The following is a 24582-nucleotide window of genomic DNA, read 5'->3' on the forward strand; positions in this document are numbered from 1 at the left end:
TCACGCCGCCGCGACCGGCGGTGTCAAGCCGCCGTCCCGGGCGGTCCACGCGACCTCCACGGCGGCGGCGCGCCCCGTCAGGACGCGCGCGGCAGCTCGACCCGGAACACCGAGCCGGCGCCGGGCTCGCTCTCGACCAGGACGCGGCCGCCGTGCGCCTCGACGATGCGCTTCGCCACGGCGAGCCCGAGGCCCGTCCCCGGGATCGCGCCCGCCGACGCCTTGAGGCGCCGGAACGGCTCGAAGAGCTGCGGCAGATCGGTGGGATGGATCCCGACCCCCCGATCGCGGACAGCGATCTCGGCGCGGCCGTCGCCGCCGCGGACCGTCACGTCGACCTGGCCGCCGGCGGGAGAGTACTTGAGCGCGTTCGAGAGGAGGTTGTTCAGCACCTGCTCGATCCGGGTCGCGTCGCAGCGGACGGGCACCGGCGCCTCGGGGAGCGAGAGCTCGATCGGGTGCTCTGGCGAGACCGGGCGGTAGAGCTCCACCGCCTCCTGCGCGAGCTCGCGCAGGTCGCGCTCCTCGAGCTTGAGGTCGAGCTCGCACGCCTCGATCTGCGACGCATCGACGAGATCCCCGACCATGCGCTCGAGGCGATCGACCTGCCGCCCGACGAGCGCCATGGTCCGTTGGACGCGAGGATCCGGCGGGGGGCCGTCGAGGTTGAGGAAGCTCACGGACAGCCGGAGCGCCGAGAGAGGGTTCCTGAGATCGTGCGCCACGCCGCCGAGGAACGCGAGCTGCGCCTGTCGCTGGCGCTCGAGCGACTCCGCCGTGCTGTTGAAGGCCCGCGCGATGTCGCCGAGCTCGCGCGGCCCGACGAGCGGCGCGCGCGCGGCGCGATCCCCGGCGCCGTAGCGGCCGATGGCCTCCTGGATCGCGACGACGGGGCCGTAGACGAGCCGCCGCGCGCTGAGGAGGACCAGGGACGCGCCGGCCATGAAGAAGATGACGGCCGCGACGCCGGCGGAGCTCGCGCGCTGGCCGAGGCGCGCGACGAGCTCCTTCGACGCGCTGGCCTGCTCGAGGTTGATCTCGACCAGGCGATCGAGGGCCCGGAAGGCATCGTCGAAGTCGAGCGCGTCCACGGCGGGCGCCACGGCGGACGGCGAGGGGGGCAGGCTGACCTCGTCGGCGGCGCGGCGCCGGGCGAGGTACGCGTCGACGCGCCGCTGCGCGTCCTCGAGGACGCTGCCCTCTTCCGGGCTGCTCACGTAGCGGTGCGCCTCCGCGAGGCCCGCCCTCAGCTCGCGCTCCCACGCATGGTCGTCGGCGATCACCCCGAGGCTGCCGAGCCCGGCCCTGCGGCTGAGCTGGTGCGCGTCGAGGAAGAGGTCGACCTGCAGCCGGTCCGCCAGGCGGACGCTCTCGCTCGCGTCGCCGAGGATCCGGGTGGCCTGTTGCATCGTCGTCGAGGCGACCAAGAGCGCGGCGACGACGGCGATCGCCGTGCCCGTGAGGAGACATGTCGCGGCCGCGAGGAGCGTGCTCAGGCTCAGCTGCCTCGGCTGGCGGAGCTCCTGCGGGAGCTGCGTCGCAGTTGTTTCCATGTCCTCGATTGATCCGGTTTTGTGCCCGATGCAAATCCGGCGCGCTCCTCCGGCGGCCGGGCCCGCTCGCACCGGCGACCCCGGCGCCCCGGCCGCCCGGGATCGTGGCGCGCCTCGCACACCCATCCTGTGTCGCGCCGGCGCATCGCCGCCGGACACGAGGCCTGCTTCGACCTCGTCCAGGAGGTCCGCCTCTCCGGAGGGGCGGACCACGCAACGAAGGACGGTCCGTCGACCCGGAGCAGGGCGCCTGCGCCCCGTCGAGGCTTGATATCCATCAACCGTCCTGGGCCTCATCATCCCTTCCGAGCCGCGCAGGAGTCCCAGCTCTCCCCCTGAAGGCTCGTGAATTTCGCCCCCCCCGCGGCACCGTCCGCTACGCCGGCCTCCACCTGTCTCTCGTCTCTCGTCTCTCGTCTCTCGTCTCTCGTCTCTCGTCTCTCGTCTCTCGTCTCTCGTCTCTCGTCTCTCGTCTCTCGTCTCTCGTCTTCCGTCTTCCGTGCTCGTCCTTCGTGCGCGTGCGCGTGCGCGTGCGCGATTCCCGGAGTATCCCATTGCGATTCCAATCTTCCGAAAACTTTCCGAACGACCGGCGGCGATCATAACGTCCAAAATACAATCCACGGCTCCGCCGACAAAACCGACAGCTCCAACGAGCTCACCGAGTCGCGTGATATCGTCCCCCCCACGCCGGAGACGAGATCATGGACAACGACAAGCCCCAAAACCTCACCCCATCTCTCACGGATCTGATGGGCGCCATGGCGGCAGCCCAGGCCGCGCAAGAGCCGTTCTTCCTCGGCCGCCTCCGCGCGCACTTCGGCGCCGACCCCCGAGCCCTCCCGGTCGTCGCCGAGGAGTTCCCGCCCTCGGACCACCCGAACTTCCAGCTCGCCATCGAGACCCACCTCCGCGACGGCGGGTTCACCGCCGAGCTGCTCGGCGTCTCCGGCGGCGATATGTTCCGCGGGGTGAGCCTCCCCGATCTCGTCTCGCCGCCTCCGGCGATACCCGGGGTCGGCGGGGCGCCGCCCTCGCTGGGCCCCGTCCAGTACCGCAACGTCCGACTCGACGAGGAGCGCGTCATCGCCTGCGTCGCCGGCGGCATCTACCTCCTCGGCCACGGGGAGGACGAGCGCTTCGCGCTGCTGGTGCGCGGCCCGAACGACGCCGGGTTCCGGCGCCAGCAGCTCACCGTCGAGGCGCTGCACGAGCTCCTCGTCGACGGGGGGCCGCTCACCCGCAGCCTCCTCGGCGCTCAGGGCCACCGTCCCTCCTGACCGCCCGGGCGCCCGCCGGCGCGTACGAGCCCGCCGCTCCGCGCCCCGTCCCGCTCCGTGTCGAAGCGTGGATGTCTCGTCAGGCGCCCATGGACGCCAGCGCGTTCCGCGCGAAGCGCCGTACCTCGGGCGACCAGTCCTGGAGCGCGAACCGGAGCAGCTCCCGGGCGACCGGTCCGCCGAAGTGCCCGAGCGAGCGGGCGCCGTCACGGCGGACGCGGAAGTCGGCGTGGCTGAGCGAGCGCGCGATGAGCTCGAGCGTGCTCGGATCGCGCAGGTACGCGAGCGCGCGGACGCCGCTCATCAGCTTGTTGTACTCCGGGTCTTCCAGGCGCTCGACGCGGCGCTGAAGGAGCCCCTCGACGAGGTCGACGAGGGGCCGCACGGCGCGGCCGTCTCCGACCTTCCCGAGCGCCAGCGCGGCCTTGCAGCACACGGCGTACTCCGGGTCGCCCAGCGCGCGGGTCAGCGGCTCGACGGCCCTGACGCCGCCGTGCGCGGCGAGGGAGGCCGCCGCGCTCGCCCGGACCGCGGGCGCAGGGTCGCCCAGCGCGGCGAGCAGGGCGTCCACGGCCTCCACGGCGGCGTACCGCTCCAGCGCCTCCGCGGCCGCCTGGCGCGCCTCCGGATCGGCGCCGACGAGCGCGTCGACGAGCGGCACGACGGCGGCATCGCCGATGGCGTCGAGCGCGGCGCAGAGAGGCTGGCTGCGCCCGGGGAAGGGCGCGTTGCGCGAGAGCGCGAGGGCGAGCGCAGGGGCGAGCGCCGGATCGGCGAGCAGGCGGGCGACCCCCGCGGCGGCCTCGACGGGGTCCGAGGGCGTCTGCGTGAGCGCGCGGATCAGGGCGCCGCGCAGGAGGGCGCGGGTCTCGTCCGACCGCGGCGACGTGCTCCCGGCGGCGCCGTCTCCCGCGGCGGCGGCGAGCACCCGGCCGATGGCGTCGAGCACATGAGAGCTCATCGAGTGCAGGGGCCTCATGCACCCCTGCTGCTCCCACGAGATCTCGTCGCCGAGCGCGGCGGCGAGCGTCGGGAGGAGCGGCGTGCGCCGGTAGAGCATGAGATCCGCGAGCCCGTCGAGGGCCGCGATCCGCACGCGGACATCCGGATCGCGCACGGCGGTCGCGAGGTGCGCGGCGACCTTCGGGTCGCGCAACCGGGCGAGCGCAGAGGCGGCGATGATGCGCACGCCGGGGTCGGGATCGCGCAAGGCGCTCGCGAGGTGCGCCGCGTGCACCGGGTGGAGCAGCCAGGACAGCGCGGACAGGGCCTGCCGGCGCACGCCGGGCGAGGGCTCTCGCGACAGCTCGACAAGCGTCCGCGAGGCCAGCGGGCTGCCGATCGACGCGAGCGTCGTCGCGGCGTCCATGCGGATGCCCGCGTCCGTGTGGCGGAGGAGCGGCTTCAGCAGCGCCTCGCCTCGCGTGCTTTGCACGTGGCCGGCCAGCGCGGCGTAGACCTGGCCGCGCACCGCGGGCGAGGGGTCGCCGGCCCAGGGCGCGAGGCGCTCGAGCGCGTCCGGCCCGGCGGCGAGCCTCGCGACGAGCGCGACCGCACCGCTCCGGTGGGCCTCGTCCGGGTCGCTTTGCAGGCGCGAGAGCGCGGCGCCCGCGCGCTCCGGGTGAAACTCGACGAGCGCGAGGGCCGCGGCGTGGCGCACGGCCGCGTCCTCGTCGTCGAGCCGGCGCTCGATCTCGTGGACGATCGTCGCGTCGCCCAGCCGCGCCAGCGCCGCGACGGCGGCGCACCGCACCGCCGCGCTGCCGTCCGCCAGCGCCCGGAGCAGGGCCGCGCGCACGTGCCGCGGATCGAAGCTGCCGAGTGTGTCCCTGGCCGTGGCGCGCACGTCGTCGCGCGCGTCCGCGAGCGCCCGCACGAGCTCCGGGATGGCCGCGTGGCTGCGCAGCTCCCGGATCAACGTGGCCGCCTCGAAGCGGACGTGCCCGAGGGGCTCCTCCGTGAGCAGCTTGAGGAGCGGCTCCAGCGCCTCTCTGCCGAAGCGGCGGAGCAGCTCGTCCCTCTTCTGATCGTGGTCGCTCAGGCAGACCCCGATGATGTGCTCGTTCTTGCGATCCGCGACGGCGGCCTCGTCCCTCCTCCTGGTGAGCTCGGCGAGGCTGCGCACCATCGCAACGATGTCGTCGGCGGTCGATCGGTCGTCGATGGCCGCGGGCTCGCCGCGATCGACCGCGTAGGCGACCAGCACGGAGGGGAGCGAGACGGTCTCACCCTCCTGCCCGCGCGTCAGGAGGATCTTCCCCGCCCGCGGCGCGAGGAGCGTCGCGCCGATGTGCGTTGGGCCGAACGCCAGACCGAGGAGGTCCGTCACCACCTCGACGAGGGGCTGGTCCTTGGCCACCTCGTCGCCCGGCGAGACCAGCCATTTCTCGATCTCTGCCGTGTCGACCCAGTGGAGGAGGCTGACCAGCTTGAACTCATGGGTCGTTCCCTCGGTCTCGTTGACGTCGTGCATCTCTCGGCCCGTACGTACAGAGACCTCGCCCGGAGGTTACAGGGCCCGCAACGGGCCAGCATGGGCGTCGCACGGGGCTACGCGCGGCGGCACGGGCGCGCCGCGGGGTCGCCCCTCGGCCAGGGGATCATCTCCAGGTAGAGCCGCCGCACCCAGAGCCCCGCCAGGGATCTGCCTCGCGACCAGCCAGCGGCGGCGCGCCGCCATGCCGCGTCGCGTCGAGTCGGACCTGCGGCGCCCGCGCCGACGGGGCCGCGGCGGGCTCACGGCCTGATCGCCGCGAACCGGACCGTAATGCAGGGCCGAGTTGGCGGTCGATGGAGAAATCGCGATCGCTTAAGAAATGGTGTTGCAATAGGTGCCCGAATCCCATAATGAGATCAGCATGGGATGATCACGTTCGCGTGTCGTTCCTGCATTGCGGCAGCATGACGCTGGCCGTGGGCTCTCATGGGCGCTGCGCCATGCCGTATCGCGTGAGGTCGGGTCTGCAGCGCCCGCGGTGATGGAAGCCGCGGGGCCTCACGGCCTGATCGCCGCGAACCGGACCGTAACGGCCGGGCCGAGATCTCGGCCGATGGAGAAATCGCGATCACTTAAGAAATGGTGTTGCAATAGTTGGCCGAGTCTCCTATTTAGACCACCATGGGAGATCACGTTCGCGTGTCGCTCCTGCATTGCGGGCGCATCACGCTGGCCGTGGTCTCTCATGGGAACTGAATCTTCTTTGGAGGGGTACGAACCATGGAACAGCACGTACGATTCGCTCTATCCGCCGTGCTCGTGGCTGCGTCGCTGAGCGTGGCAGGGGCAGCTTATGCAGGCGTGACCGTCACGGGGGATGTGTCGCCCGGAAACCCGAGTGATCCGTGGGATCTGGGGTCGAGCACGCTCATCGTTGGCGGCGCGAGCAACCCCTGGGAGCCGACCGCCGGTAGCGGGGGGCTGATCGTCGTGAACGGCGGGCAGCTGATCAGTGCGAACGCATGGATAGCCAAGGATTTCATCGGTACGGTTCAGATCAGCGGGTACGGATCGACGTGGACCAACAGCGGGGCCATCGAGATCTGCGTCGACGGCCACCTTTGCGATGGGCTGCTCGTCGTCCGGGACGGCGCCGAGGTGCTCACCGATGATCTCGTGGTGGGTCGTCGGTCCTCCGAGAACTATGGCCGCATGGTCGTCGAAGGGTATGACGCCACCGTGACGAGCCGAGCGAACACGTACGTCGGCCTCAGGGCGAAAGGTCGTGTCGAGCTCAAGAAAGGGGGGGCCTTCTTCTCGAACAATGTCTACATCGGCGGCGGCAGCGGCGCGTCGGGCTGCACGAGCTGCAATGGCCACGTCACCGTGACCGGCTCCGCGACGAGGTGGGTGAGCACGGGAGAATTCGCTGTGGGCGTGAACAGCCCGGGCACGCTGGACATCGACCGGGGCCAGGTCTTCACGAACAATGCCAGGATCGGTCACAGGGATATTCTCATGAGGAGCAAGGTCAGCGTGCGCGGTTGGGGTGGTACGTGGACCAACCAGGGGCTCCTTCGCGTGGGGGCGGCGAGTGGATATGGCGAGCTCACCGTCGGGGCGTACGGGACCCTCGTGACGGAAGATACAGAGATCCATTCCGAGCTCGGCGGGGGCTTCATCAGGGTGAACGACGTCTATGCGTCATGGCTCAACAGCGGCGACGTCACCATCTTCGCCAAGGGCAATGCGTCTCCGTCGCTCCTGGTCGACAAGGACGCTTTCGTGAGCATCGGCGGCCTCCTCCGAGCCGCGCCGGTGGTCAGCACCTATCCCTACGTGGGGCCCTCCGTGCGCCTCGCGGACGGCGACCTCGTCGCGGGCGCCATGGAGGTCGAGGAGGGCGACTTCGACTTCGCCGGCGGGCGCCTCGCGATCGGCAGCTTCGTGGGCGATCTCGACAACTTGCAAGCCGGCGAGCTCGCGGTCGGGGAGGAGCACGCTTCGACGGCCATCGTCGGCAGCTACAGCCAGGGGCCGGGATCCACCCTGCGCATCACCGTCGGGGGTTCGAGCCCGTCGCCGCTCCTCCAGGTGGACGGGGACCTCCTCCTCGACGGGGCGCTGGAGGTCGTGCCGGCCGACAGCTCCGTGCCATTCCAGGCCGGGGACTCCATCGTGCTGCTCGGCTGGGGCGGCGACCTCGCGGGGACGTTCGCTGCCATGAACATCGACCTGCCGCTCGCCCCGGGGCTCGCCTGGGACACCTCCGCCCTGTACACGACCGGCGAGATCACCGTGGTTCCCGCGATCTGATCACGCCACGGCGGGCGCGCGGTGGCGGGCGCTCCCTCACGCCCCCTCCTCGCCCTCGCTCCCCCCACCGAACCAGCGCTGCAGCGTCCGCCGGTCGACGCCGAGCAGCGCCGCCGCCCGCTGCTTCTTGCCGCCCGCGCGCCTGAGGACGATCTGCGCGTACTCGCGCTGGAGCTCGTCGAGCGTCATCAGCCGATCCGCCGCGGCCTCCAGGAAATCCGGCGCGCCTCGCCGCGCGCGCACGCCCTCGGGGAGGTCGTCCGGGGAGATCCGCCCGCCGTCGCAGAGCGCCGCCGCCCGCTCGATCGCGTTCTCCAGCTCGCGGACGTTGCCGGGCCAGTCGTACGCGAGCAGGCGCTTCAGCGCCGCGCCCGAGAACCCCGCGATCGGCTTGCCCGCGTTCGCGGCCGCGCGCGCCAGGAAGTGCTCGGCCAGCGGCACGATGTCGTCCGTCCGGTGCTTGAGCGGCGGGATCGCGATCTCGATCACCGCGAGCCGGTAGAAGAGATCCTCGCGGAAGGCGCGCTCGGCGACCGCCGCGCGCAGATCGCGGTTCGTCGCCGCGATGACGCGCACGTCGACCGGCTCCGACGACACCGAGCCGACCGGGCGGACCTCCCGCTCCTGGAGCGCGCGCAGGAGCTTCGCCTGGAGCGGCAGCGCGAGCTCGCTCACCTCGTCGAGGAAGAGCGTCCCGCCGTCGGCCTCCTGGAACATCCCGGGCCGATCGCTGCGCGCGTCCGTGTACGCGCCCTTGCGCACCCCGAACAGCTCCGCCTCGATGAGCGCCTCGGGGATCGCCGCGCAGTTGACCGCCACGAACTTCCGCCCGCGGCGCCGGCTCTCGCCGTGGAGCGCGCGCGCCACGAGCTCCTTGCCGCTCCCGCTCGGGCCGCTCACGAGCACCGTCGCCGGGTTGTCCGCGACGCGCCGCACGAGCGCGATCACCTCCTCGATCGCCCGGCTGCGGCCGATCATGCCGGCGATCGAGAACCGGTGCGCCACCTCCGAGCGCAGCTCGGTCAGCTCGACCGTCATCGCGCGCTGCCCGAGCGCCCGCTCCATCCGGAGCGCCATGTCCGCCGGCTGGAACGGCTTCGGCAGGTAGTCGAACGCGCCGGCGCGCATGGCGCGGACCGCGGTGTCGATCGAGCCGAACGCCGTCATGGCGATGATCGCCGCCCGCGGGTCGAAGCGCGCGATCTGCTCGATGAGCTCGATCCCGTCCATCTCGGGCATGCGCACGTCGGTCACGACGAGGTCGAACTCCCGCTCCTCGAGGAGCGGCAGCGCGAGCAGCGGCGCGGTCAGCGTCGTCGGCTCGTGGCCCATGTCGCGGGCGATGTCGGCCACGAGCTTCACCATCTCGAGCTCGTCGTCGACGACGAGCACCCGCGCGCGCGGGCTCACGCGCGCGCCTCCACGCCCACGCCGCGCGCGGCGAGCGGCGCGGCGGCGCCGCGCGGCAGGGTGACGCGGAAGCAGGCGCCGCCGCGGCCGGTGCGGACGAGCTCGACCGAGCCGCCCGCGTCGCGCACGATCCCCTCGACGATCGCCAGGCCGAGCCCGGTGCCGCCCCCGTCGCCCCGCGACGTGAAGAACGCCTCGAAGATGCGCGCGGCGACGCCCGGCGGGACGCCCGGGCCGCGATCCTCGACCTCGAACGACGCCTTGCGGCCGTCGGCCTGCGCGAGGCGCACCGCGATCTCGCCGCCGTTCGGCTGCGCCTGCGCCGCGTTCAGGCACAGGTTGAACAGCACCTGGAACAGGTGATCCGCGTCGAGCGCCACGTGGAGCGGCGCCTCGTCGTGGTCGATCCGCGTCGTGATCCCGCGCTGCCGGCACTCCGGCCCGAGGAACGCGAGCACCTCGCGCGCGACCTGGGCCACGTCGCTGCCGCGGCCGAGGGTCCGCGGCGGGCGGGCGATGGAGAGCAGCCGCGCCACCACGCGGGAGATGCGCTCGGACTGCGTGGCGATCGTCTCGAGCTCGCCGCGGGCGGCGTCGGGCCAGCCGGGCTGGTCGGCGAGGCGGCGCGCGCGCGCCAGGATGACGTTGAGGGGCGAGCCGATCTCGTGGCCGATCGAGGCGACCACCTGCCCGACGGCCGACAGCGCGTGCGCCTGCTGGAGCTTGCGCTCGACGGCGGCCCGGGCGGCCTGCTCCTGCTCCAGGTGGGCGCGCGCCTCGGCGAGCGAGGCGGTCATCGCGTTGAACGCCCGCGCGAGCCGCCGGAGCTCCTCGGCGCCCCCCTCGGGCACCGTCACCCCGAGCTCGCCGCGCGCCACCCGCTCGACGCCCGCCACGATCGCGCCGGCCGGCCGCCCGACCGTCGCCCGGCTCGCGAACGCGGCGATCAGCGCCGTCGCCGCGAGGAGCGCGGCCCCGGCGAGCGCCAGCCCGCGGTTCGAGCTGCGCGCGAACGCGTCCAGGTAGCGGAGCTCCCGGACGACCACGGCGACCACGGACAGCCCGCGCTGCGAGAACGTGACGGTGCGCACGAGCGCCGGCGCCCCGCCGAGCGTGCGCTCCTCCTCGATCTCGGCGCCCGTCGAGAGCGCCCTCCGCGCCAGCGCCGCGAGCTCCGCCGCCTCGCCGGCGATCGGATCGGTCACGAGGATCGGGCCCCCGGCCGCGTCGAACGCCGCGATCCCGAGGATGCGGTCGGCCTGCGCGAGCCGCTCGATGCGGTGCTTGAGCAGCTCGACCTGGCCCCGCTCGACGGCGCCGCCGATCGCCGCCTCGACGAGGCTCGCGTGGTGGCGCAGCTCGGCGGCCGCCTGGCTGCGGAGGAACTGGTGCCGCGTCGTGTGGATGACCGCCCCGTAGAGCGCGACGGCCAGGACGATCGGCACGAGGAGCATGAGCCACAGCTGGAGCGTCAGCCCCATGGTGGTCCGCCCCTCTCGGCTTCGCGCGTTCATGCGATCCATTGTCCCAGATGCGACACGATGTCGCACGTCACCGGTCCTCGCACGTGCCGTCGCGGCAGAGCTGGTCGGATCGGCAGTCGCGCGCGTCCCGGCACCGGAGCACGCAGCGCCCGTCGACGCACTCGTTCCCTGCGCCGCAGATCGCGCTGGAGAGGCACTCCACGCATGTCGCGCTGATGCAGTACCTGAGATCCTCGTCGCGGCGCCGGCACTCGGCATCTCTGGAACAGGGCGCGTTCTGCGGGTCCGGCGCGCATCCCGCGGCCAGAGGTGCGGCGATCGCGGCGATCGCGGTGAGGAGCGCGATGGGGCGGGGGCGCGGTGCGGAGCCTGTCCTTGTCGTCATGCGCCTGCGGGCAGCAACTCCCAAGCCACGTGGGCACGGATGCTGCTCCACCACGGGCAGGCTGCGCTCGCGCGAGGGTCGCGGCGCGCAAGGCGTGCAAGCAACACCCGCGCGGGCGCCCGCGCTCCATCCGTGGCCGCCCTCGGGTCGCGGGGGCGCCGGCGCTCGCGCGGACACCCGATCTGGAAGACGACGTTGATCCCGGAAGTCCTCATCAAGCGAGCTTTCCCGGCGCTCCTCGGCGGGATGATCATGACGGCTGCGTACCAGCAGGCCTCCGGGATCTCGTACCTCGTCGAGGAAGCGTGGCTCTCCGGGCTGCCCGCGGCTCGGCCGGAGCCGCCGCCGCCGCCGCCCGTCCTCGCGCCCAGCGATCACGCGACCAGCGCGGCGGCGATCCTCGCGCGGAACCCGTTCGACTCGAGGACTGGGCCCCTCACGCCGAGGCCCGCGCGCGAGGAGGCGGACGAGGACCCCGCGGCGTTCGGCGATCCGCTGCTGGATCCGACCTGCGAGGACGCGCGCGTGCTGCTCATCGCCGCCTCGGAGGATCCCACCTGGTCGTTCGCCACGATCGCGGTGGGGCGAGGGGAGCCGCTCCTCCGCCGGGCGGGCGACGCGGTCGAGGGCCGCTCGGTGCTCGCGATCGGCTGGGACCGCGTGTGGCTGGCCGAGCCGGGGGCGCGCTGCCAGGTCCGCATCGGCGACAACCGGCGCGCGCCGGCGCCGCCCGCGCCCCGCGCCGCGCCGAAGCCGCCGAAGCGCGGCGCGCTCCCGCCGGAGATCGCGTCGAAGATCCGGAAGGTGAGCGACACCGAGTTCATCGTCGACCGGACGGCGATCGATCTCGTCCTGGAGAAGCAAGGCGAGCTCATGCGCTCTGCGCGGATTGTCCCCGTCCGCGAGGGAGAGCGGGTGATCGGCGTCCGCCTCTCGCGCGTCGGGGCCGGCTCGCTCTTGACCGCGGTCGGCCTGCGCAAGGGGGACACCCTCCGGTCGATCAACGGCTTCGATCTGACGGACCCGCAGAGCGCCCTCCAGGCCTATGCCCGGCTGCGCTCGGCGGACAACCTCGCGATCGCCGTCCAGCGGGGCGGAAAGGACATGACGATCGACCTCCGGATCCGGTGAGCTTGCGCTTACAGGTCCATGACCTCGACGTGATCCGACGCGGAGGCTCCCTCCGTGATGCGCAGGAGGCCGTCGAGCAGGTGGCCGAACACGTCGTCGAGGCGGTCGCCGGACGGCGCACCGAGCAGCGGCACGGAGTCGCCCCAGTCCTTGACGAGCATCGTCTCGCGCTCCGCCGGCGGCGGCCAGCGCAGGCTGAGGACCGCGCGGGTCCGGCCGCTGATCGCCAGCGCGTCGAGCGGGCGCCCCGCGAGCGCGGCCCGCGCCCGCCGGAGCTCGTCGTGGAGCTTTTGCGCCGGGAGCACCACGCGCTGCCCGCCGAGGGCCCCGGCCGCTCCGTGGATCGCCGCGAACTCCTCGCTCGGACACCCGTCTTCGAGGTGGTGCTGGATGCTGTCCCGCAGGAGCGCGTACACGATCCAGCGCTGCTCGATCCACCCCCTGGGTCCAGAGAAGGACAGGCTCATGACCGGATTCTTAGCTCGCTCATTGTTTGAGATCAAACCGATTTCCGCGGCGGACGCCCGGCTCTGGACCTCGCCGCGTCTCCTCGGGGCTCCGCCCCGCTCCGCACCCCGGCGTCCGCTTCGCGGCCGCCCTGGAAGCCCCTCGCCCCCCAGAGCGCCTGAGCTAGGATGGACGAGCTGATGAGCCCGCGGATGTCGACATCCCCCGAGGGAGCCAGCCACCGTTGAGCACGCCGGCGAGGTTGAACGGTACGGTGTTCGCCTCGGAGACGCGGATGCTCTACGTGGGCCCCCTCGTCGCCACGAGGCGCCACGCGCATCACGCGGCCCAGGTCGTCATCGCGCCGCAGGGGCTGTGCATCGAGGACGGCGCCGGCGGGCGCCTTCACGTCGGCGCCGCCGTCATTCCCCCACGCATGCCCCATCGACACGGCGCGTGCGCGCACGCTGCGATGCTGTTCCTCGACGGGGACGACGTGGCGAGCCGAGCGCTCTCTCGTGACGCCGAGCCCCGGTGCGCGACGTGGGGCCGCGACGCGATCGACGTGAGCGTCCCCCGCGATCCCACGCCGGAGATGGCGCGCGGCCTCATGGCCTCGATCCTCTCCGCCGTCGACCTGCGTCAGCCGCCGGAGCCGCGACACCCGGCGGCGCGCCGGATGTGCGCCTACCTCGACGGCCCCGACCCGGTCGACCTCGCGCGCCTCTCGCACGAGGCCGGGCTCTCGCCGCGGCAGATGCGTCACGCCTTCGCGCGCGACGTCGGGCTCCCGATGCGGGCGTACCTGCGGTGGAAGCGCCTGCGCCGCGCCATCGCCGCGGTGGAGGGGGGAGCGAGCCTGAGCGCCGCCGCGGCCGCCGCCGGGTTCGCGGACAGCGCCCACCTGAGCCGCGTCTTCCGGGAGCAGTTCGGCATGACGCCGACGCAGGGGCTGAGCTCGATCACGTGGCGGACGCTCGACTGACGAGGAACTCGGGGAATCCGTCCCTCCGGCGCGGCATCCCGCACTGGTACATGATGGCGTCCACGTTTCCGCGGTGATGGGTCGTGTGTGTGACCACGTGGAGGATCATCGTGGCGGCGGTCATCGGCACGACCTTTCCGTCGGTGAAGCGCACATCGCGAGGTCGTGAGAGCTCCTCTGGTCCGAGCGACGCCGCGGTATCCACATACCAGCGGTCGATGGCCTCGGATCCGCGATCGAGCTCCTCGAGCGCAGGAAGGACCGCGCTCTGCGTGGACTCGTAGCCGTGGGATACGCCCTGGAGGTGGGCCTGGAAGATGCGGCTGACGACGTGGATGTGGTCGAGAACGCGCACGATGAGGTCTGCGCCCTTCTGCGATCCGAAGGCATCGACGTCGCGAAGGGCGGCGAAGAGCTGTCGGTTGGCCCACGCGGCGTGAGCGACGAGCATTTGGAGTGGCTGGATCGGACGGTTCATGCGTCCGAGCGTGGGCAGCGAGCGGGCTGCGCGCTTGAACGCAACGGCGGTCTCGGCGCCGCGTCGGGCCGAGCTCGCGGGCGACGTCGCGAGCCGGCAGCCCCTCGGCCAACACCCCCCGCAGGCGCTGCGGGGGCCCCCCGCCGGTCATCGCGTGGGATCAGCTCGCGCGGTGCTGGGTACCCTCGCCGGGCGTGATGAAGATCATCACGCTCGGCGCGCGCACGATCTGCCCGTGCCAGACGCCGCGGGGGACGATGCACGCGCCCTGATCGCGCAGCTCGATCACGCGCTCGCCGAGCTCGTCTTCCAGCACGACGTCGACCGCCCCGGAGAGCAGGATCAGGACCTCGTCGCCACGGGGGTGGACCTCGCGGTGATCGGGGCTCTTGTCCATGTGGAAGAGGCCCACCATGCGGCCGGCGTGCAGCTCCTCGCGCTCGCCGATCTTCGCCCAGAACTCGGCGTCCACAGGGATCGGCTTCGCGGCGCCGCCGTCGAGGAGCTGCAGATAGGTGTCGGAGAGATGAAAAGCGTGGCTGTCGTGTCGGGTCATGCGCCCACCATGAGCCGTCGCGCGCGCCGGTGATTGTAGATTTTTTCCGAGCATGCCGGCGCCCTCCACGGAGCCCTGGCGCGCGTCGTCAGGGTCGGGATGCCCATGGCCTGCTCGCTGGCGCGCTCCAGCCCGTCGCTCCGGCCCCGCGCGGCGGCGGCGCCGTGAGCGGGCGCACGACGGCGCGCCGGCGTCACCGCACCGTGATGTCGGGTCTGGGGGGCTCCCTCATGCCGTCGCCGATATGGAAGCTGGTGTGCGGCGGCTGGTTGTAAGTAGCGTTCTGGGCCGACACGTTGGCACGGTACTGCGGATCGTGCATCAGCGTATAGATGCGGCGTCTGGTGATCTGATCGGTGGTGTAGATGCGCAGGCTGTCGCCGCACAGGAAGACGACCTCCTCGCGCCAGTCGCCGAACAGGTCCGCGCTGAGCGTCGGCACCGACTTGCTGCCGTTGATAGAGGTGCAGCCGCTCGCGGTGAAGCCCCTGCCTTCGCCGTCGAAGTTCGTGACGGTGTTGCCGTCGAGCAGCTCGCGGCTCTCGTCGCCGTCCCACCAGATCAGGAAGTTCACCTGGCGGGGACGGGAGCCGATGTTGCGACCGCTCTCCGCGCTGAACAGGCCTGCGGTGTTGGTCCAGGCCTCACCTCCGGGGTTGTCGGGCGAAATGTCGTCGGCCGCGCCGCGGCCCGGTCCCTCGCCGTCGCTGTTCGGGCCGCGCCACAGGACCTCGCAGGTGTCCGCATCTCGCACGAAGTAGGAGGGCACGCCGTCCGCTTCGGTTGGCTGAAACACCTCGAGCCCGGGGCGTGAGGGGACCAGGTCGGCGACGTGAATCGCGTCGCCGTGTCCATAGAAGTCGACGGCGCACTTGCCCTTGCCGTCGGGGCCTATCGTCGCGGCGCCAGGGATGATCTCCTGCCTCAAATCGCCGTCCGTGTCCGCCGCCATGACGCTGTGTACGCCCTTGCCGGCGAAGGCGCCGTTGCCGTTCGCGGACGAATCGAAGCTCCACACCAGGCTCAGCCGGCCTTCGCGGTAATTGTATGCTCCGAACGTCGTTCGGGCGTAGTAGCCCCGCTGCATGACGACGCTCGGCTGGCCCGAGTCATCGAGGAAGGCCAGCGTGGCGTTGTAGCGATCCGAGCGGTTGCCGTTGTTGTCGCCGAAGCTGCCGCTCGTGATGGGGGCGTGGTACTGGATGGTCGCGAGCTCCGCGCCGTCGACGCCGCTGAAGACCGTGAGGTATTCCGGTCCGCTCAAGATCTTGCCCGCCCCGTTGCGGTAGTCTCGCGCGTCGTCATCGTCGGCGGCGGGACCGGTGTGCAGGAACGCTCCCTTCCCATCGCGTGTGCCGGGCGCGGTCTTGACGGCGATCTCGGCGCGACCATCGCCGTCGAGGTCGTACACGACGAAGGGCGTGGTGTGCTCGCTCTCGCGGATGTTGATGCCCAGGTCGATGCGCCACAGGAAGGTGCCGTCGGTGTCGTAGGCCGCGAGCTTGGGCTGGCCGGTGCGGCCGTCTTGCGACGGATCGCGCGGGTTGTTCTGCTCTTTGACCACGAGCTCGTAGTCGCCGTCGCCGTCGAGATCGCCGGGAGAGGCGTCGCCGGCTTGATAATTGTCGGGCGTCTTGAGCGGGATGGTCAGATAGTTTCGCGCCCACGTGGGTGTGCCCGGGTCCCCGCCGCGCGTGTTGGCCGAGTCGCCCTGCTCGGCGTCATCGATCACGGCGCGGACGGTGTACTTCGCGTCTCCGGGGGCTCCCGAGTCGAAATAGTTGGTCGAGTCGGTGATGGGAGCGTCGTTCACCTTGGCGCCGTCGCGGTAGACGTTGAACCCGATCTCGGGATCCTCGTAGCCCATCAACCGCCAGCTGATGAAGTTGCCTTCGCCCGAGCGCACGGCCACCACGCCACGGCACAGGTTCTCCAGCGCGACGTGGCCGGTCGCGGCGGCCGGCGTCACGCCGCAGATGGACTCGCCTGGGCTGTCGGTGCCGCCCGTGCCGGGGTCTCCGCCGCCCGCGGCGCCGCTGGACGACTGCCCCGCGGCGCCGCTGGATGTCTGCCCGGACGCGCCGCTGGATGTCTGCCCGGACGCGCTGCCTGCATTCGGAGCGCCGCCGGAGCCGTCATCGCCCGACTCGGACCCGCCGCACGCACCCAGGGCTCCCGCCACGACCAGGGCCATGGTCCCATAAGCAATAGCTCTCATTGTAGTACTCGCCTTTCAAGCCAATCGAAAACGAGACGAACGCCGGCGCCGGCGCTGCCGGACGTGGCGCGCGTGAGCTGGTCGCGGATCACTCCGAGATCGAGGGCCCGCTGAGCGGCCGCTACGGAACGTCCGAGATCACCGTTTCCAGAGCTCGACGTGGTTGTGGGATGAGGTGCTGGCTTTCGGTCACCACTCGGAGGCGTCCACTCAACTTTTTTTGATGGCGCATCCCGGAGGAGCCGCAGGAGTGGAATTTTGTTGTGGTCGGGCGGGATGGTAGGCTCGACGCGCCGTGACGTTCTTGCGCCCGCATCCCGAGACCGGGGAGATCCTCGACCAGCGGGACGTGCCCCGAACGGTCCTCGATCTGTTGAGAGCGCCGGGGTCTTCGCAGGTGCGCCACGTCCGGCCGCTGGGGCCCCTGCGGCTCCGGTCCGGGAGCGTGTCGGTCGCCGATCCGGTGAGCTATCCTGCGCCCTCTTCGGTTAGCCGGCGCTGCCGCCGCGCCTGCGCCGCCAGGCGCGCTCATCGAGCGGTCTATCGCAGGGCTGGTACAGCGTTGCCCAAGCTCGTCCCTGGTGACGGAGAAGAAGAAGGGAGCGAACGCTGCCGCGCGTCGCGCGGGGCGGCTCAATCGTCGAGCAGGAACGAGCCGAACGTCGGCTCGCCCGCGCGCCGATAGGTGTTGAGCACGACGCCCCGCCCGGTCGCGCGCGTGGCCCGTAGCTCGAAGGCCGTGGGCGCGACGCGCTCGAAGAGGCGCTTTCCAGCGCCGAGCACGACCGGGAACGTGAGCGCAAGAACGCATCGGCGCGCTTGAACACGTCGACCATGAAGGCGCCCAGGTCGTCGTCGAAGTGGGGCCGCACCCAGCCCTCGTAGGCGAAGCCCCCGCTCGGGTCTTCGCCCGGCCCGCCGGGGGCCTGCATCACGCCGTCGAGCGTCACGAACGTCGTCATCGTCAAGATCGCCATGGCTCACGCTCCTCGGGGCGCGGCGGGACGGTCCGCCGCGACCTCTGTCACTTCGACCCCTCGAGCCGCCGAGGATCATCGGCCCGACGACGATTTCTTCTCGCCGGCCGGCGCCGGGCTCGTGCGACGGCGGCACGAGGTCAGCCTGCGGATGGGTCAGGGCAGGGGACTGACCAGACCGAGCGCTGGAGAGCGCTGCCGCCTCGTGCCCGCTCGGTCGTCGCGAGATCGCATTCCGCGCCATCCCCTGTTCGTCGCGAGCTCGACACCCGTGCCTCGCGGCGCGATGGCTCGTCATTTGCTGGTGCTGGATCTCCAGACGAGACGATGGGCGTCTCGAACACGAAGCGGAATTCGATGCCAGGAGGAGAGACAATGAACTGCTCCGAGCTCATGAAGACCGACGTGGCGTGCTGCAAGGCGGGCGAGCCCGTCGAGCGCGTCGCCGAGCTGATGCAGTCGCGGAACATCGGCTTCGTTCCGATCTGCGGCGATGACGGCTCCGTCATCGGGACCCTCACCGATCGCGATCTCACGATCCGGGTGCTCGCGGAGCACCGCCAGGCCGCGTCGACACGGGCGGAAGACGTCATGACCCGAGAGGTCGTCTGCTGCCGTCCGGACGAGGACGTGAACGTGGCGGCGAGCCTCATGAGCAACCACAAGAAGTCGAGGATCGTCTGCGTCGACGACCAGAAGCATCCTGTCGGCGTCATCAGCCTGTCGGACATCGCCGACAAGGACGGCGGGGCGAGGTCGTCAGCGCTCTTGAGCTCGATCTCTCAGCGAGAGGCCCGCGCGTAGCGCCCGCCGCGCCGCGCTCGTGCCGCTCGTGCGCCAGGGCGGCCCGCCGCGCGCCGGCGGGCCCGCCCCGCGCGCGGCCCTGCGGGCGCGGCGGCGTGCTCCGCCGGCCTCGGCTCACCCGTCCTCCTTCACGTCCTCCGCACACTCGGGGTTGTCGCGCTGGCGCTGCACGGAAGGCCCGTACTCGTCGACCCGCGCGCCGGGCGCCCGCATGCCGCTGCGGTACGCCGCCCGCGCCAGGATGTGCGCGCCCACGGGCGCGGTCACGCCCACGAAGAACAGCGCCAGCGCCGCCTTGGTCACGCTCGCCAGCTCCCCGAAGTGCAGCGCGAGCGCGGCCAGCAGGCACGCGAGCCCCAGCGTCGCGGCCTTCGTCGGCGCGTGGATGCGCGCATAGAAATCCGGGAGGCGCAGGACGCCGAGCGACGCCATGAACATGAAGAACGTCCCCGCCACGGCGGCGGCGATCTCGAGCCCGCTAGCGAACAAGGGAGCCCTCCAGGTAGGCGGCCAGCGAGATGGTGCCGATGAACCCGAACAGCGCGGTCACCAGCACCATGTCGATGAACGCGTCCGTGGCGAGCAGCATCGATGCCACGAGCGCCACGCCGACGACGTTCATCAGCAGGCAATCGAACGCGAGCAACCGATCGAAGTGCGTTGGCCCGCGCGCGATGCGGATCGTGCAGAGCCCGATGCCGGCGCCGAGCACGAGGAGCGAGGCGAATAGGACGGCGGACCGCGGGTCGACGCTCTCCATGTCATTCCCCCGGCGACGGCGGCGGCCCGCGGCCTGCGGCGCGCTGGATCAGATCGACGAAGCGGCGCAGCCGGCCGCGCAGCTCCGCCGGATCATTCGCGTAGAGCGAGTGGATGTAGAGCGCCCGCTCCTCCGAGCCCACGTCGACCGTGAGCGTGCCCGGCGTCAGGGAGACGAGGCAGGCGAGGAGGATCGTCTCGACGGGGCTCAGGTCGCGCACGTCGAGGCGGACGAACGCCGGCTGGAACGCCGGGCGCGGGCGGAGGATGTCGCGCGCGAGCGTGAGGCTCGAGAGGACGAGCTCCCGGACGAAGCTCCAGGCGAGGGCGAGCACGCCGGCCGCGGCGCGGGAGTAGCCGCTCCGGCCGAGCGCGCGCTCGGTGAGCGCGATCGCGCCGAAGCCCACGAAGAAGCCCAGGACCAGCCCCCCCAGGGAGAGCTCCGCCTGGAGCAGGACCCAGACGATCGCGAGGAGCAGGTTCGACGCGAGGCGGTTCATGGGCTCATCGCCGCTGCACGAGGACCGCGTCGAGGTAGGGCGTCACCTCCAGGAGCGCCGCCGCCGTCCGCTCGAGGTGCGCGAAGAGCGGCGCCGCCGCGAGGCCCAGGATCACGGTGAGCGCGCCGAGGCCGAGCGTCGCGCCCAGCATGCCCAGGTCGCCGCCGCGCCGAGGGAACCGCTGTCCGGTGGGCTCTCCCCAGAAAACAGCGGTCCATATCTTGAGCATCGACGCGAGCGTGAGGAGGCCGACGACGAGCGAGACCGCGGTGACGGCGAAGGCTCCGGCCCGGAAGCCGGCGACGACGAGGAGCAGCTTTCCCCAGAACCCGCTGAGCGGGGGCAGCCCGGCCAGCGACATGGCCGGGACGAAGAAGCCCGCGGCCACCCACGGGTGCGTGCGCGCGAGCCCGCGGGCGTGGGAGAGCGCCCCGGACCCGCCGATGCCCTCCGCGATTCCCCCGGCGAAGACGAGCGCGGTCTTCGCGACCATGTTGTGGATCGTGTGGAAGAGGCCCGCCGCCAAAGCGAGCGGGGTGAACAGCGCGAGGCCGAAGATCATGTATCCGACCTGGCTCACGATATGGAACGACAGGATGCCGCGCATCGTGCTCCGCCCGAGCGCGCCCACGACCCCGATGACCATCGTGGCCGCGCCGAGCGCCAGGAGCGCCGGGCGGAGCCCGCTGGGCGCGGCGGCGCCCAGGAGCGCGACGGCGCGAAACAGCGTGTAGACACCCACCTTGGTGAGGAGCCCGGCGAAGAGGCCGTTGACCACGGCTGACGCCTCCGGGTACGCGTCGGGCAACCAGAAGAACACCGGCGCCAATGCCGCCTTGACCATGAACACCACGATCACCAGGGCCCCCGCGCCCCAGAAGGCGGGAGGCAGGCCCCCCTCGCGGACGCGCACCGCGAGCTCGGCCATGTTCACGGTGCCGGCCGTGCCGTAGACCGCGCCCACGCCGCCGAGGAGCAGCGCGCTGGCGACGAGGTTCATCACCACGTACGTGAGCGTAGGTTGGAGCCCCCCGGCCCGGGCGCCGAGCGCGAGCAGCGCGAAGGACGAGAGGAGCATGAGCTCGAAAAACACGAACAGGTTGAAGAGATCGCCGGTGACGAGGGAGCCGTTGACCCCTGCCATCATGAGCTGATGGAGCGGGTAGAAACACCGCCGCTCGCGCGCGCCGCGCAGCGAGCCGGGTGCGTAGGCGAGCGCGGCCATGGCGACGATCGACGCGAACAGCAGCATCAGCGCGGCGAGCGGGTCCGTCACCCACACGACGCCGACGCGCGGGCTCCAGCCTCCGATCGCGAGCACGAGGATCTCGCCATGGGCGGTCCGGGCGGCGATCGAGAGGGTGGTAGCGACGAGGAGGGCGCCGCTCCCGAGCGACAGCCATCGCTCCAGCCGCGGCCTCCCGGAGAGCTGCGCCAGGAGCGCCGCGGTGAGCAGGGGCAGCAGCACCGGGAGCGCCACGAGCGCGGCGCTCATGCGTCGTCCCTCCCGGAGGGCTCGTGGTTCGCTTGGCTCCGGTGGATGTCGACGGCCATCGCGAGCAGGAACGCGGCCATCCCGAAGCCGATCACGATCGCCGTGAGGATGAACGCTTGCGCGAGCGGATCGGCCGTGGTGCGGGCGAGGGTGGCGGCCGGATCGTCAGCCGGGATCAGCGGCGGCGCGGCGCCCGCGGGCATTCCCGCGGACGTCAGCACGAAGAGGTTCACGCCGTTGGACAGCAGGAAGAAGCCGATCGCCACGAGCTGCACGTCGCGGGACAGCATCAGGTACAGGCCCGCGGCGAGGAGCACCCCGGCGGCGATGGCGGCGGCTCCGATCACGGCGGCGCCTCCGCGGCGAAGGCGTCTAGCACCTTGATGGCAGCGCCTACCACCGTGAGATAGACCCCGACGTCGAAGAGCAGCGTCGTCGAGAGGCGGAGCGCGGGAGCGTCGGGGAGGTCGAGTTGTACGTGGTGATGGGTCAAGAACCCCTGGCCGCGCGCGGCCGCCGGCACCCCCGACGCCGCGGCGACGAGCAGGCCGATCCAGGGGAGCCGGCAAGCGAGCGGCGCGAGCGCGGCCCGCACGGTGCCCGCGCCGAAGGCGAGGGCCGCCAGGACGAACGCGATGGTCGTGACGAGCCCGGCGATGAAGCCGCCGCCCGGCGCGTCGTGCCCGCGGAGCAGCAGGAAGAGCGCGAAGACGGCGATCAGCGGGAGCATCCCTGTGGCGGCGGCGCTCAGGAAGGGCGATCGCATGACCCGGCCCCCCCGTGCCCGGACGTCGGCGCCGGCTCGCGCCGCGGGCGCAGCGCCGCCACGCCCAGCGCGGCGACGGCGAGCACGGTGATCTCGCCGAGCGTATCGGCGCCCCTGAAATCCACGAGGATGACGTTGACGGCGTTTCTTCCGTGGGCCTCGGGGAGCGACAGCGCGAGCTGCTCCGCTCCGGCAGGGGCTCTCGGAGGATTCACGCCGGTGCTCCAGGCGAGGGCCGCCGCGAGGGCCGCGACGGCGCCGGCCACCGCGGCGTGAGCGACGCGCGCCCTGCGAGGCCGCACGTCGGCGCCTGGCCTGGGGAGCCTGCGAAAGACGAGCAGGAGCAGGATGAGAGAGACCGTCTCGACCAGGATCTGCGTGAGCACGAGGTCGGGCGCGCGAAAGAGGATGTAGAAGACGGCGACGCCGTACCCCGCCACCGCCAAGGTCACGACTCTGGCGATGCGGCTGCGCCCGAACGGCGTCAGCGCGGCGCCGGCGACGATCATGAGCGCCGGAACGCAGGCGATCCCGAGATCGGGGCCCCACGTCCTCGTCCCGAGAGGCCCATTTTCCAGGGCGATGGCGGCGCACGACGCGGCGGCGGCGAACAGGAGCATCACCGCCAGATAACGCGGCAGCCCCCCTGCCTGTGCGGCTCGACCGGCCCAGCCCGAGAGTCGGAGGACGGCCCCGGAGATGCGGTCGGAGAGGACCTGCGTCTCCGGCTCGCGGGGCGGCTCCGCGATCCGCCTCCAGAGGAGATAGCCGACGACCCCCAGCGCGATGGTGAGCAGGCTGAGGGCGAAGAGGGCGTCCACGTGGTGCCACACGGCCAGCCACCCCAGCCGCTCGGATCCGGGCTCGAGGAGGGAGCCCAGCCGCCCGGGCGCCACGCCGCCGATCACCTGCGGAGCGAGCAAGAGGAGGGGCACGACCAGCAGCCATGGCGAGAGCTGGCGCCTCGGATGGCCGCGATCTGCGGGCGGGATCTCGGGACCCCAGAACGAGCTGACGAAGAGCTTGAGGGCATAGGCGACGGCGAAGGCCCCGCCCACGACGGCCGCCGCGAGCGCGATCACGCCGGCCGGGGAGCGTTCGGCGAGCAACGCCTCGTAGAGGATCTCCTTGCTGATGAAGCCGAGCACGAAGGGAAAGCCCGCCATGGCGGCGGCGCCGATCCCGATCAAGACCCCGGCGACCGGCTCGCGCCGGAACCAGTGCTCCTCCTTCAGGATCGACAGATCGCGTGTCCCCGTCACCTTCTCCATCCAGCCGACGAGCAAGAACAGAGAGGACTTGTACAGCGCGTGGTTCGCGATATTGAGCAGCTCACCACGCGTCCCCGCCGTCGCGTACAGGCCGTACAGCGCGGTCAGCACGCCGAGGTATGCCACCGTGCTGTAAGCGAGGAGCTTCTTCAGGTCCCAGGCCCGGACGGCGTCCCATCCGGCCACGACGAAGGTGGTGAGCCCCACCGTGACGAGGACGGGTCGCCAGGCGGGGGACGCATGAAATATCGGGAGCAGTCGGCCCATCAAGAAGATACCGCCCTTCACCATCGTGGCGGAGTGGAGATAGGCGCTGACGGGCGCGGGCGCGGCCATGGCGCCCGGGAGCCAGAAGTGGAACGGGAACTGCGCCGATTTGGCGAACGCCCCGGCGAGCAGGAGGAGGAGCGCGGCGACATGGGCAGGGTTCGCCACGATCTCGCCCGCGCGCGGGGCGAGCTCGGACAGGTTGTAGGTGCCGGCCAGCTGCCCGAGCAGCGCCACGCCGGCGAGCATCGCGAGGCCCCCTGCGCCCGTGACCAGGAAGGCGCGGATCGCGCCGCTCCGCGCCGCCGGATCGGTGAAGTCCATCCCGATGAGGAGAGCGGACGCGATGGTGGTCAGCTCCCAGAAGACGTAGAGGAGCACGAGCGAGTCCGAGAGGACGATCCCGACCATGGCCCCCATGAACGCGAGGAGCGCCGCCCAGTAAGCGGGTTTGCCCTTCGAGCCCAGGTACGCGCGGCTGTACTGGACGACGCCGAGGCCCACGCCGGCGACGAGCAGCACGAAGAAGGCGCCGAGCCGGTCCAGGCGCAGATTCGCCGCTATCCCGACGGAGGGGAGCCACGCGATCGGGACCGTCGTGGATCCGCCCGCGGACACCTCCGGCCAGCGCGGAAGCATGATGAAGAGCAGGAGCACGGGGGGGACGAGCGCGACGCGTCCGGCCCACCGCGGGGGGAGAAACAGCACGAGCGCTGCGCCCAGGAAGGGAACAGCGATGGTCCATGCGAGGGTCGGTAGCATGCGAGGTACCTTGTTGCCGGACGGTGCATGTCCCCCTTGGCATGTGGCTACGCTCCGCCGCGCGCGCGGCCATGGACTCTCCGTTCTCCGTGCGAACCATCGCGCCCGTGGACGTCGGCGCCGCGCGCGTCCTCGCCGAGCCGCTGGGCGAGGGGCGCAGCGGCTCGCCCGGCTCGCCGTGCCGCTGGAGAAACGCCGGTGTCGCAGGCGATCGGCATGGGTTGCCGTGAGACAGCGAAAGGTGTGCCTGCCTGTGCGGCGTGCGACGATTGCGCGCTCGGTTGCTGGCGAAGCGACCGAG

22 protein-coding genes are annotated in these 24582 nt (G+C 71.9%); 5 read left to right on the forward strand and 17 right to left on the reverse strand.

What is annotated here, in order from left to right; translation table 11 throughout:
• Positions 1-77 precede the first annotated feature (77 nt).
• On the reverse strand, positions 78-1553 hold the full coding sequence (locus WME98_RS44400) for an ATP-binding protein (protein ID WP_437947666.1): 1476 nt from the start codon (positions 1551-1553) through the stop codon (positions 78-80).
• 704 nt (positions 1554-2257) lie between these two features.
• On the opposite strand from WME98_RS44400, the gene WME98_RS44405 reads away from it, so the two are divergent.
• Positions 2258-2833 carry a hypothetical protein gene (locus tag WME98_RS44405; protein ID WP_437947667.1) on the forward strand — a complete coding sequence of 192 codons (576 nt, stop codon included), beginning with the start codon at positions 2258-2260 and terminating at the stop codon, positions 2831-2833.
• A gap of 79 nt (positions 2834-2912) precedes the next feature.
• Here the strand turns inward: WME98_RS44405 and WME98_RS44410 are convergent, their stop codons facing one another.
• Entirely contained in the window at positions 2913-5306 is a 2394-nt protein-coding gene (locus WME98_RS44410; RefSeq protein ID WP_437947668.1) for a HEAT repeat domain-containing protein, read from the reverse strand.
• A gap of 744 nt (positions 5307-6050) precedes the next feature.
• Here WME98_RS44410 and WME98_RS44415 point away from each other — a divergent pair.
• The gene (locus WME98_RS44415; protein ID WP_437947669.1) at positions 6051-7586 is read left to right on the forward strand and encodes a hypothetical protein; all 1536 of its coding nucleotides are present in this window, start codon (positions 6051-6053) and stop codon (positions 7584-7586) included.
• Positions 7587-7622: 36 nt separating this feature from the next.
• Here WME98_RS44415 and WME98_RS44420 read toward each other — a convergent pair whose 3' ends face one another.
• The 3 genes from WME98_RS44420 to WME98_RS44430 are packed head-to-tail and all read right to left on the reverse strand — an operon-like array spanning position 7623 to position 10865.
• On the reverse strand, positions 7623-8996 hold the full coding sequence (locus tag WME98_RS44420) for a sigma-54-dependent transcriptional regulator (protein ID WP_437338574.1): 1374 nt from the start codon (positions 8994-8996) through the stop codon (positions 7623-7625).
• Positions 8993-10510 (reverse strand): sensor histidine kinase, encoded by a 1518-nt coding sequence (locus WME98_RS44425; RefSeq protein ID WP_061629297.1) that lies wholly within the window; start codon positions 10508-10510, stop codon positions 8993-8995. The genes WME98_RS44420 and WME98_RS44425 overlap by 4 nt, the downstream gene beginning before the upstream one ends.
• Positions 10511-10547: 37 nt before the next feature.
• A complete protein-coding gene (locus tag WME98_RS44430; protein ID WP_437947670.1) occupies positions 10548-10865 on the reverse strand; it encodes a hypothetical protein in 318 nt (105 codons plus the stop codon).
• A gap of 195 nt (positions 10866-11060) precedes the next feature.
• On the opposite strand from WME98_RS44430, the gene gspC reads away from it, so the two are divergent.
• The gene (gene gspC / locus WME98_RS44435; RefSeq protein ID WP_437947671.1) at positions 11061-11996 is read left to right on the forward strand and encodes a type II secretion system protein GspC; all 936 of its coding nucleotides are present in this window, start codon (positions 11061-11063) and stop codon (positions 11994-11996) included.
• An 8-nt stretch (positions 11997-12004) separates the two neighbouring features.
• Here gspC and WME98_RS44440 read toward each other — a convergent pair whose 3' ends face one another.
• Positions 12005-12463 (reverse strand): hypothetical protein, encoded by a 459-nt coding sequence (locus WME98_RS44440; protein WP_437947672.1) that lies wholly within the window; start codon positions 12461-12463, stop codon positions 12005-12007.
• A 224-nt stretch (positions 12464-12687) separates the two neighbouring features.
• Between WME98_RS44440 and WME98_RS44445 the strand changes: the two genes are divergently transcribed.
• Positions 12688-13428, forward strand: a complete 741-nt coding sequence (locus tag WME98_RS44445; RefSeq protein ID WP_437947673.1) for a helix-turn-helix domain-containing protein — start codon at positions 12688-12690, stop codon at positions 13426-13428.
• Here the strand turns inward: WME98_RS44445 and WME98_RS44450 are convergent.
• The 4 genes from WME98_RS44450 to WME98_RS44465 all read right to left on the reverse strand — a co-directional run bounded on the left by WME98_RS44450 (position 13406) and on the right by WME98_RS44465 (position 17463).
• Positions 13406-13879 carry a DinB family protein gene (locus WME98_RS44450; RefSeq protein ID WP_437947674.1) on the reverse strand — a complete coding sequence of 158 codons (474 nt, stop codon included), beginning with the start codon at positions 13877-13879 and terminating at the stop codon, positions 13406-13408. The two genes, WME98_RS44445 and WME98_RS44450, sit on opposite strands and share 23 nt — an antisense overlap.
• 187 nt (positions 13880-14066) lie before the next feature.
• Entirely contained in the window at positions 14067-14462 is a 396-nt protein-coding gene (locus tag WME98_RS44455; RefSeq protein WP_437947675.1) for a cupin domain-containing protein, read from the reverse strand.
• Between the two features lie 193 nt (positions 14463-14655).
• Complete coding sequence (locus tag WME98_RS44460; RefSeq protein ID WP_437947676.1) at positions 14656-16431, reverse strand: rhamnogalacturonan lyase; 1776 nt, start codon at positions 16429-16431, stop codon at positions 14656-14658.
• Between the two features lie 882 nt (positions 16432-17313).
• The gene (locus tag WME98_RS44465; protein ID WP_437947677.1) at positions 17314-17463 is read right to left on the reverse strand and encodes a hypothetical protein; all 150 of its coding nucleotides are present in this window, start codon (positions 17461-17463) and stop codon (positions 17314-17316) included.
• Positions 17464-18032: 569 nt separating this feature from the next.
• On the opposite strand from WME98_RS44465, the gene WME98_RS44470 reads away from it, so the two are divergent.
• The gene (locus tag WME98_RS44470) at positions 18033-18461 is read left to right on the forward strand and encodes a CBS domain-containing protein (RefSeq protein WP_437338588.1); all 429 of its coding nucleotides are present in this window, start codon (positions 18033-18035) and stop codon (positions 18459-18461) included.
• A gap of 114 nt (positions 18462-18575) precedes the next feature.
• Here WME98_RS44470 and mnhG read toward each other — a convergent pair whose 3' ends face one another.
• The 7 genes from mnhG to mbhE are packed head-to-tail and all read right to left on the reverse strand — an operon-like array spanning position 18576 to position 24281.
• The gene (gene mnhG / locus WME98_RS44475) at positions 18576-18950 is read right to left on the reverse strand and encodes a monovalent cation/H(+) antiporter subunit G (RefSeq protein ID WP_437947678.1); all 375 of its coding nucleotides are present in this window, start codon (positions 18948-18950) and stop codon (positions 18576-18578) included.
• On the reverse strand, positions 18940-19221 hold the full coding sequence (locus WME98_RS44480) for a monovalent cation/H+ antiporter complex subunit F (RefSeq protein WP_437947679.1): 282 nt from the start codon (positions 19219-19221) through the stop codon (positions 18940-18942). Before WME98_RS44480 ends, mnhG begins: the two co-directional genes overlap by 11 nt.
• Position 19222: 1 nt before the next feature.
• Positions 19223-19720, reverse strand: a complete 498-nt coding sequence (locus tag WME98_RS44485) for a Na+/H+ antiporter subunit E (protein WP_437947680.1) — start codon at positions 19718-19720, stop codon at positions 19223-19225.
• A 4-nt stretch (positions 19721-19724) separates the two neighbouring features.
• Positions 19725-21215 carry a proton-conducting transporter transmembrane domain-containing protein gene (locus WME98_RS44490; RefSeq protein WP_437947681.1) on the reverse strand — a complete coding sequence of 497 codons (1491 nt, stop codon included), beginning with the start codon at positions 21213-21215 and terminating at the stop codon, positions 19725-19727.
• Positions 21212-21505: a sodium:proton antiporter gene (locus WME98_RS44495; protein ID WP_437954095.1), complete on the reverse strand. Its 294-nt coding sequence runs from the start codon at positions 21503-21505 to the stop codon at positions 21212-21214. The genes WME98_RS44490 and WME98_RS44495 overlap by 4 nt, the downstream gene beginning before the upstream one ends.
• A gap of 53 nt (positions 21506-21558) precedes the next feature.
• Positions 21559-21981: an MnhB domain-containing protein gene (locus tag WME98_RS44500; RefSeq protein ID WP_437947682.1), complete on the reverse strand. Its 423-nt coding sequence runs from the start codon at positions 21979-21981 to the stop codon at positions 21559-21561.
• A complete protein-coding gene (gene mbhE / locus WME98_RS44505; protein WP_437947683.1) occupies positions 21963-24281 on the reverse strand; it encodes a hydrogen gas-evolving membrane-bound hydrogenase subunit E in 2319 nt (772 codons plus the stop codon). Before mbhE ends, WME98_RS44500 begins: the two co-directional genes overlap by 19 nt.
• Between the last annotated feature and the right edge of the window lie 301 nt (positions 24282-24582).

This window comes from Sorangium sp. So ce296, assembly GCF_051529605.1.
GTDB classification, from domain to species: domain Bacteria; phylum Myxococcota_A; class Polyangia; order Polyangiales; family Polyangiaceae; genus Sorangium; species Sorangium cellulosum_D.

What these genes read in the sequence shown, in the direction of transcription:
- WME98_RS44470 (WP_437338588.1), top strand. Translation starts at nt 18,033, where the DNA reads ATGAACTGCTCCGAGCTCATGAAGACCGACGTGGCGTGCTGCAAGGCG.
- WME98_RS44440 (WP_437947672.1), bottom strand. Translation starts at nt 12,463, where the DNA reads ATGAGCCTGTCCTTCTCTGGACCCAGGGGGTGGATCGAGCAGCGCTGG.
- WME98_RS44455 (WP_437947675.1), bottom strand. Translation starts at nt 14,462, where the DNA reads ATGACCCGACACGACAGCCACGCTTTTCATCTCTCCGACACCTATCTG.
- WME98_RS44410 (WP_437947668.1), bottom strand. Translation starts at nt 5,306, where the DNA reads ATGCACGACGTCAACGAGACCGAGGGAACGACCCATGAGTTCAAGCTG.
- WME98_RS44400 (WP_437947666.1), bottom strand. Translation starts at nt 1,553, where the DNA reads ATGGAAACAACTGCGACGCAGCTCCCGCAGGAGCTCCGCCAGCCGAGG.
- mbhE (WP_437947683.1), bottom strand. Translation starts at nt 24,281, where the DNA reads ATGCTACCGACCCTCGCATGGACCATCGCTGTTCCCTTCCTGGGCGCA.
- WME98_RS44495 (WP_437954095.1), bottom strand. Translation starts at nt 21,505, where the DNA reads ATGCTGTCCCGCGACGTGCAGCTCGTGGCGATCGGCTTCTTCCTGCTG.
- WME98_RS44480 (WP_437947679.1), bottom strand. Translation starts at nt 19,221, where the DNA reads ATGGAGAGCGTCGACCCGCGGTCCGCCGTCCTATTCGCCTCGCTCCTC.
- WME98_RS44415 (WP_437947669.1), top strand. Translation starts at nt 6,051, where the DNA reads ATGGAACAGCACGTACGATTCGCTCTATCCGCCGTGCTCGTGGCTGCG.
- WME98_RS44430 (WP_437947670.1), bottom strand. Translation starts at nt 10,865, where the DNA reads ATGACGACAAGGACAGGCTCCGCACCGCGCCCCCGCCCCATCGCGCTC.
- WME98_RS44405 (WP_437947667.1), top strand. Translation starts at nt 2,258, where the DNA reads ATGGACAACGACAAGCCCCAAAACCTCACCCCATCTCTCACGGATCTG.
- WME98_RS44490 (WP_437947681.1), bottom strand. Translation starts at nt 21,215, where the DNA reads ATGAGCGCCGCGCTCGTGGCGCTCCCGGTGCTGCTGCCCCTGCTCACC.
- WME98_RS44500 (WP_437947682.1), bottom strand. Translation starts at nt 21,981, where the DNA reads ATGCGATCGCCCTTCCTGAGCGCCGCCGCCACAGGGATGCTCCCGCTG.
- WME98_RS44450 (WP_437947674.1), bottom strand. Translation starts at nt 13,879, where the DNA reads ATGCTCGTCGCTCACGCCGCGTGGGCCAACCGACAGCTCTTCGCCGCC.
- WME98_RS44425 (WP_061629297.1), bottom strand. Translation starts at nt 10,510, where the DNA reads ATGAACGCGCGAAGCCGAGAGGGGCGGACCACCATGGGGCTGACGCTC.
- WME98_RS44485 (WP_437947680.1), bottom strand. Translation starts at nt 19,720, where the DNA reads ATGAACCGCCTCGCGTCGAACCTGCTCCTCGCGATCGTCTGGGTCCTG.